We start from the raw sequence: 5,547 nt of genomic DNA on the forward strand, positions 1-5,547 counted from the left end.
GACTTCAGGTGCATTGATTATTGGTGTAAATGAAGTACCGCCAATATGTCCTAGGGATGACAAGCTAAACCCACCGCCCGTCATTTCAGTCATCGCTAAGCCTTTAGTACGGGCTTTTTCAGAGATGAAAACTATTTCTTCAGCGATTTCAGCCATGCTCTTTTTATCGCAGTCGCGAATAACCGGCACTAGCAAACCGGAGGGAACATCGACCGCAATACCAATGTGGAAATAATTACGAGTAGTGAGGGTTTTACCGTCGGCACTAAGCGCACTATTAAACTGCGGGTATTGCTGTAATACGGCCACCGAGGCCTTGATTAAAGCCGGCAGTAAAGTACGTTTTTGATCTGGGTTGGCGCTATTCCATGCCTTACGACGCGATTCAAAATTGGTGACGTCGACATCATCGTTATGAGTTACATGGGGGATCATCGTCCAATTGCGAGCCATAACACGGCCCACATATTGCTGCACACGCCCTACCGGCTGGGTTTCAACAGGACCATATGCAGACAAGTCGTCTTCTGGCCAGGGCAACATCGGCGCACTTTTTTCAGTCATTTACTATCTCCAATCGCTAAATTAATTCTTTCAGAGAAAGCTTATGCAATAAATCGCGCGCCCAAGTCACCCTAAGCTGCAGCTTACTTTGCGACCTTGCTCGACGATTTCGCTTTAGCTTTCGTTTTCGTTTTTGCCTTACTTATAACGGCCGCATCAAGCTCGGGGAACATTTCCTTACGCATGGCGCCGTAAAGGTTATAGCGAAGCGCCTCATCAGTGTAGCGATCCGCCATTTTTTTCAATTCCGCCGGGCTATTAGCATGAGCATGAGCCCATACCGGCCACAGAAATACGCCAACCAGCATCCGTATTGCGTGCACTTCAGTATCGATACCTGGCTGAGCAAGTTCAGTCACCGCAAAGCGGTCAACATGAGCCTTATATTGCTTCCAGAAAGGATCATCAGAAGGCTGGCTAGAGCTCAATAAATCAAACAACCAAACTCGACCGAATTCGGGGTTTGCCATGGCAAAATGCGCCAATTTTTCCGGCACTGAGCGCGGGTCTCGACGACTCGCGTGCGCCTCATCGTCCGGGTCACCAAAGACTTCAAGACAAAGCTGCTCACTGACCCATGCCTTTGTTGCATCCAAAAGCATTTCGCGGGTCGGAAAATGATGGTAAGCAGTGCCCCGATTGATCCCAGCAAGTTGAGCGACCTGAGATACGCTAAGCCCCTCAGGCCCATCTTTAGCCAATAGCTTTCCGGCAACTTCAAGTATTGCCCGGCGCGTCCCTTCGGGATCCCGACGTGCTTTTTTCGGCTTTGCTGTTGTTGTTTCTTCGCTCAAAATATTACCCATACCAGTGTATTAACTTGTGTTAATGATGCCCGATATCAAAGAATATTGCACGAAAACTGCAACTTTGCTCACTTCCCTACTTCTACCACTTATTAATTATTTACAAATAAAAACAAGTGCTTGCGGCGGCTTTTCCGGCAAGGCCCGAAAATTCATGTGAATATTACGGGCAAAGCTAGAGGCGTTTATTCCACCCCGCACTCGGCACTAAATTTACATGCTCGCGATCAGATCCGTTCAATAATTATTGCTGGTGCCATTCCACCCGCTGCACACATCGTAATTAAGCCGCGCTTTAGATTACGTCGTTCCAATTCATCCAACACAGTACCGATCAACACCGCACCGGTAGCACCAATGGGATGGCCAAGCGCGATCGCACCGCCATTAACATTAATCTTGTCGCGGTCAATATCCAGATCACGAATAAACTTTTCAACTACAACCGCGAACGCTTCATTCACTTCCCAAAGATCAATATCGTCTTTGCTCAAACCCGCCTTTGCCAATACCTTTAAGGCAGCGGGGCCTGGGGCATTTAGCATTAAGGTCGGATCATCACCGATATTGGCTGTGGCGACGATTCGCGCCCGCGGCTTTAAACCGTGCGCCTTCGCGTAGTCACCCGAGGCGAGTAACAGCGCGGCAGCACCATCCACAACGCCAGATGAATTACCGGCATGATGGAAGTTCTCAATCTTTAGATCGGGATAGCGCTGATTGATGAGCTGCCGAAAGGTCGGGCTATCTGCACTCAGTGCAAAATCCGCAATTACTCCAAAGCTGGGTTTTAATGCAGCAAGGTCCGCTGCCGTAGTCGATGGGCGCGGGTATTCTTCATGATCTAAGACGGTGTTACCGTCATCGTCGAGCACTGGAATTAGGGATTTATTAAAACGTCCCTCTGCGATAGCCTGCGCCGCCCGACGCTGACTTTCTAGCGCAAATGCATCTAACTCTTCCCGTGTAATACCTTCCATTGATGCAATTGCGTCAGCGCACAAGCCTTGATGTGATTGGGGGTGGCGTTTCTGCAGGCGCTCATTGCCAGTACCCATGCTTAAAGGCTTAAAACCAGCTTCACGCTCCTGGGCACCCACCGTGGTGATAAGTGACATCATTTCAGTGCCACCAGCAATAATAAGGTCTTCCATGCCCGACATAATCTGTCCAGCCGCCAAACTCGTTGCGGTGATCCCGCTGCCGCAAAAGCGATCAAGTGTCACGCCGCTGACACGAACATCAAAGCCCGCGTCTAAGGCCGCCATGCGGCCCATATCACCACCTTGTAAACCCTTTTGCGCGCTGGTGCCCCAGATTACGTCGTCAATATCAGCAGTATTCAGGTTATTGCGTTCTTGGAGTGCTTTGAGCACAGTGGCCGCAAGATGCTGAGGGTGCATATGGGCAAGCGCCCCTTTACCCGGTTTACCAATACTACGTGGCGTACGGACGGCGTCGATAATATAGGCTTCGGGCATTACAGGCTCCTATCGGGATATAAATTAGGATTTCCAGAAAATACTCTGAAAATCTAAAGCATAATTATACACCCAATATAACAACTATTCGACAATGTTGTCTAATAAAGATCACCCCAAATTATCGCACAACGCACAGACCACTCTTACTGCTTATTATTCCCATAGCCACCTATTCACACATCGCCATTAAAAATATTAGCAAGGCTCTGCAAGCGATTAAGAATCGCTGACTGCATCCCACTCTAGGGGAAGACGATCAACCCCGAACACTCCCCCGGTATGAAATGAGTAATGCTCGCCACTAGCAATGCGGATGTTTTTAAACCTGCTCAAAAACGCTTCAACCACGGTCTTTAGTTCGCGTCGTGCAAGATGAACACCCAAACAAAGGTGCGGGCCGGTTGCAAAAGTTATATGCCGCGCACGGCGGTCTATATCCACAACATGCGGATTGTCATAGACCCGGGGATCGCGCGCTGCCAAAAACGTCGGGAACAGCACCCAATCCCCTACCCGCATGTCAACGCCGTGAAAATGAATATCCCTCTTTACTTCACGGTGTGTTGTTGCAACCGGGTAGGCTCGCATCAGTTCCTCAACGGCCTGGGGAATATCCTGAGGATTAGCGCGCAAGCGCTCCTGCAACGGATTATCCAAGGCCAAGTGGCGAAGTATCCAACCCAAGGCGCTAAACACCGTGTCCAAGCCGCCAATATAAAGGAGATAACACATACCCATAATTTCACCCTCACTGAGAGGGCTGCCATTATCCATACGCGCAGAGAATAGACCTTTCATTAGATCCGTCGTTGGATTATTACGCTGCTCTTCAACATAAGTCTCCATATAAGTGAGAACCGATTTCATCGCGGTAAACTTTTTCATCGGGTCTGCAGCTTGAATCATTACCCTTTCCCACTCGAGAAAGTCATTCAACTTATCTCGCGGCATACCCATAAAGTCGAGGAAAATATAAGATGGGAATTGCTCCGCAAATTCACTAATAAATTCACACCCACCCAGATCCGCAAATTTTGCAATCAAGGTATCGCAGACCTCTCTCACCGAGACATCAAGCTCTGCCATCGCCCGCGGCGTAAAAAATGGATTGAGAATTTTTCGATAAGCTTGATGCTCCGGAGGATCGTACTCTAGGGGATTAAGCTTCCAATCAACACCCAATAAGGCAAGATTCTGTCTGTCACTTGAAAATACATCCGGTGCTAAATACGCCTCTTGGATCAGTGCGTGCCGAGTCAGTACCCATGCCGGCTTACCAAGCACCGCATTCTGAGCCCAAATAATATCTGGGCCATTGTGCAGCCTAGCGCCAGCCAAATACGGGTCATCCAGCTCCCGCGTAAACTCATCAATGCTATGTCGCCACACCAAATTCTCAGGTACGTGATCTGGCACATCTACACCAACAGGTCGCGTAGGATCAGTAGTCATATTCAATCACCTCAAATAATCGTCAAAGGCAAAGCTTTCGCCAGAAAGGCGACGTGCGCGACGCTATGTGAGCGCCTTTGCAATAGGTAAAACGTGTCCGTAATTTTATATTATGCTTTGCATTGCAGAGTAATTAGCGTGCACCTTACTGTCAAGAAAAGAAGAGGCACCACAAACAAGCGGTGAAACAAACCCGTATAGCAACACCTTATAACGAGCTATTTAAGTTTAACCATGGCCGTCGCGCACATTCACTGCAGGCACCCATATCCCGAATGGCTCAACAATACACCGTCTGCTATTATTCCTAGCCACTAGGATGCAGAGGAAAAGCCAACGCAATGCCGCCATCACCGCCCCAAAATAACGACACTAAAAAGTCGACAGTACAACGGCGCAAATATAATAGCCCTCTACGTCAACAGCAAAGCGCAGAAACCCGCGCACGCGTCATTTCCGCTGGCGCAGAGCTTGTTCATAGTTTTCCAACATGGGATTGGACCAATTTAACCGCCAAGGCGGTAGGTGACCGCGCGGGTGTGAGCGAGCGAACCGTGCAGCGCCATTTCCCTACCGAACGCAAACTGCGAGACGCCGTGATCCAACGCTTAGTTGAGGATTCTGGCGTGGGCCTAAGTAACTTAAAGCTCGGGGATTTCGCGAACGTTACCGCTACAATGTTCCAATACCTGTCCTCCTTCTCGACCGCGCAAACCGTCGTCAATGACGACCCCACCTTTGCATCTATTGATGAAATTCGCCGCGACGCACTTTTGAAGGCAGTGGCCTCAGAAACACCAGACTGGTCAGCAAAACACCAAGAGACGGCCGCCGCGGTACTCGACATTCTGTGGAATATGCCGCCATACGAACGCCTAATTCAAGCTTGGGGTTTTGAACCAGAAAGGGCTGTCGACACATTAACTTGGCTGATAAAGCTTATTGAAGAAGCAATTCGCAACGGTAAGGCACCCAATACACGCTAGCAAAACACCCACTCTCAGCATGGAAATAGCACCGACGGCTAGGTATTGCGTCGAACTCACGCCAGTATAATGCGATTAGCCATAGCGATCACAACAAAACAACAGTGTCGTTGATTTATGAAATGCAGATCAGTTACCATCAGGGCTAAAATTATCATAATGAAGAGGCCCCGCGATGTCGGAGCATATTGATCCGCCTACTGATTTCCGCTCTGACACACCCTACCCCGCCCCTAGCGTGGCCTGGTATGCAAC

The 5,547-nt window shown here is 49.2% G+C and carries 5 protein-coding genes; 1 reads left to right on the forward strand and 4 read right to left on the reverse strand.

All coding sequences use genetic code 11. The annotated features are described in order from the left end of the window. From ABYT30_RS14700 to ABYT30_RS14715, 4 genes are all read right to left on the reverse strand, one after another. On the reverse strand, nucleotides 1–564 hold a 564-nt coding region (locus tag ABYT30_RS14700), incomplete at its 3' end, for a 2-oxo acid dehydrogenase subunit E2 (RefSeq protein WP_373097288.1). Between the two features lie 83 nt (nucleotides 565–647). Further along, nucleotides 648–1,358 (reverse strand): TetR/AcrR family transcriptional regulator, encoded by a 711-nt coding sequence (locus tag ABYT30_RS14705; RefSeq protein WP_373097290.1) that lies wholly within the window; start codon nucleotides 1,356–1,358, stop codon nucleotides 648–650. A 239-nt stretch (nucleotides 1,359–1,597) separates the two neighbouring features. Beyond that, nucleotides 1,598–2,851: an acetyl-CoA C-acetyltransferase gene (locus ABYT30_RS14710; protein ID WP_373097292.1), complete on the reverse strand. Its 1,254-nt coding sequence runs from the start codon at nucleotides 2,849–2,851 to the stop codon at nucleotides 1,598–1,600. Nucleotides 2,852–3,070: 219 nt separating this feature from the next. Continuing rightward, nucleotides 3,071–4,306, reverse strand: coding sequence for a cytochrome P450 (locus tag ABYT30_RS14715; protein ID WP_373097294.1), 1,236 nt, complete (start codon nucleotides 4,304–4,306; stop codon nucleotides 3,071–3,073). 341 nt (nucleotides 4,307–4,647) lie between these two features. Here ABYT30_RS14715 and ABYT30_RS14720 point away from each other — a divergent pair, with 341 nt between their 5' ends. Continuing rightward, the gene (locus ABYT30_RS14720; protein WP_373080866.1) at nucleotides 4,648–5,292 is read left to right on the forward strand and encodes a TetR/AcrR family transcriptional regulator; all 645 of its coding nucleotides are present in this window, start codon (nucleotides 4,648–4,650) and stop codon (nucleotides 5,290–5,292) included. Nucleotides 5,293–5,547: the final 255 nt, after the last annotated feature.

The organism is Zhongshania sp., assembly GCF_041623545.1.
Classification (GTDB): Bacteria; Pseudomonadota; Gammaproteobacteria; order Pseudomonadales; family Spongiibacteraceae; genus Spongiibacter.

What these genes read in the sequence shown, in the direction of transcription:
- ABYT30_RS14715 (WP_373097294.1), bottom strand. Translation starts at nt 4,306, where the DNA reads ATGACTACTGATCCTACGCGACCTGTTGGTGTAGATGTGCCAGATCAC.
- ABYT30_RS14720 (WP_373080866.1), top strand. Translation starts at nt 4,648, where the DNA reads ATGCCGCCATCACCGCCCCAAAATAACGACACTAAAAAGTCGACAGTA.
- ABYT30_RS14710 (WP_373097292.1), bottom strand. Translation starts at nt 2,851, where the DNA reads ATGCCCGAAGCCTATATTATCGACGCCGTCCGTACGCCACGTAGTATT.